Source organism: Variovorax sp. P1_H12_2 (genome assembly GCF_056405335.1).
In genome coordinates this window covers 1-1,782 of record NZ_JBFUCI010000687.1, presented here as the reverse complement: position 1 = coordinate 1,782, position 1,782 = coordinate 1, and the positions used below count along the sequence as shown (strand labels likewise).

The following is a 1,782-nucleotide window of genomic DNA, read 5'->3' as shown; positions in this document are numbered from 1 at the left end:
ATCCAGTTCTATCAGCAGCTGCTGCGCAACACGGCACAGCCCCAGTAACCGCCATTCCTCTTTCTCAAAGGACTCCATCATGACCCGCGCCGTCATCGTCTCCACCGCCCGCACGCCGCTCGCCAAGAGCTGGAAGGGTGCCTTCAACATGACGCACGGCGCCACGCTCGGCGGCCACGCGGTGCAGCATGCCGTGCAGCGCGCCGGCATCGATCCGGCCTCGGTCGACGACGTGATCATGGGCTGCGCGACGCCCGAAGGCGCCACCGGCTCGAACATCGCGCGCCAGATCGCGCTGCGCGCCGGCCTGCCGATCACGACCTCGGGCATGACCATCAACCGCTTCTGCTCGTCGGGCCTGCAGACCATCGCCACCGCCGCCCAGCGCATCATCGCCGGCGAGGGCGAGGTCTATGTGGCTGGCGGCGTCGAGAGCATCTCCTGCGTGCAGAACGAGGCCAACAAGCACATGCTGGCCGACCCCTGGCTGGTCAAGCACAAGCCCGAGATCTACTGGAACATGCTGCAGACCGCGGAGCAGGTCGCCAAGCGCTACAACATCGGCCGCGACGCGATGGACGAGTACGGCGCCGCCAGCCAGCAGAGGGCCACGGCCGCGCTCGAAGCCGGCCGCTTCAAGGACGAGATCGCGCCGATCACCGTGCTGGCCGGTGTGGCCGACGCGGTGCTGGGCCTGCGCACCAAGGAAGTCACGATCGAGAACGACGAAGGTATCCGCGCCGGCACCACCAAGGAAGGCATCAGCGGCATCCGTCCGGCGATTCCCGGCGGCCTGATCTCGGCCGGCAATGCCAGCCAGTTCTCCGATGGCGGCGGCGCCTGCGTGCTGGTCGACGAGAAGTACGCCGAGCAGAAGGGCCTGAAGCCCCTGGGCCGCTTCCTCGGCTTCGCGGTCGCGGGCTGCGAGCCCGACGAAATGGGCATCGGTCCGGTGTTCGCGATCCCGAAGGTGCTGAACCGCCTGGGCCTGAAGGTCAGCGACATCGACCTGTGGGAACTCAACGAAGCCTTCGCGGTGCAGGTGATCTACTGCCGCGACAAGCTGGGCATTCCGGGCGACCGGCTCAACGTCGACGGCGGCGCGATCGCGGTCGGCCACCCCTACGGCGTGAGCGGCCAGCGCCTCACGGGCCATGCCTTGATCGAAGGCAAGCGCCGCGGCGCCAAGAAGGTGGTCGTGACGATGTGCATCGGCGGCGGCATGGGCGCCGCCGGCGTGTTCGAAATCCTCTGACGCGCGAGCCCCAGGCCATGGCCGCGCCCGCGCAGCAGGCCACTCCCGAGCAGTTCCTGGCCATGGGCCGGGAGGTGCTCGCGACCCAGCCCTTCAGCGTGCTGGTCGGAGCCGAGATGCATGCGCTGCGGCCGGGCTTCATCGACCTGCAACTGCCGATCACCGACAAGCTGAAGCAGCAGCATGGCTTCGCCCATGGCGGCGCGGTCAGCTACCTGGCCGACAACGCGCTGACCTTTGCCGGCGGCACCGCGATGCAGGTGCCGGTGGTCACGGCCGAGTTCAAGATCAACTACCTCCGTCCGGCCATCGGCGAGCGCCTGATCGCGCGCGCCCGGGCCGTGCACGTCGGCCGTACCCAGGCGGTCTGTACCTGCGAAGTCTTTGCGGTCAAGGGCGGCGAGGAAAAGCTCTGCGCGCTGGCCCAGGGCACCATTGCAGCTCAGCCGTCGGCGCCGGATGCCCAGGCCGCACCGAGTTCCAATCCATAGACACAGCCCAGCGTTCCCATCCATGAGCCTTCGTCC

Annotated in this window: 2 protein-coding genes; both read left to right on the top strand. The window is 68.3% G+C overall.

Features of this window, described 5'->3' with window-relative positions; genetic code table 11:
- The first annotated feature begins 79 nt into the window (after nucleotides 1–79).
- The gene (locus tag AC1D2K_RS34205) at nucleotides 80–1,255 is read left to right on the top strand and encodes an acetyl-CoA C-acyltransferase (protein ID WP_478094817.1); all 1,176 of its coding nucleotides are present in this window, start codon (nucleotides 80–82) and stop codon (nucleotides 1,253–1,255) included.
- Nucleotides 1,256–1,272: 17 nt separating this feature from the next.
- Nucleotides 1,273–1,746: a PaaI family thioesterase gene (locus tag AC1D2K_RS34200; protein WP_478094815.1), complete on the top strand. Its 474-nt coding sequence runs from the start codon at nucleotides 1,273–1,275 to the stop codon at nucleotides 1,744–1,746.
- Nucleotides 1,747–1,782 lie beyond the last annotated feature (36 nt).

Bases quoted from the DNA above. Each gene is read 5' to 3' on its own strand.
- AC1D2K_RS34205 (WP_478094817.1), top strand. From the start codon at position 80: ATGACCCGCGCCGTCATCGTCTCCACCGCCCGCACGCCGCTCGCCAAG.
- AC1D2K_RS34200 (WP_478094815.1), top strand. From the start codon at position 1,273: ATGGCCGCGCCCGCGCAGCAGGCCACTCCCGAGCAGTTCCTGGCCATG.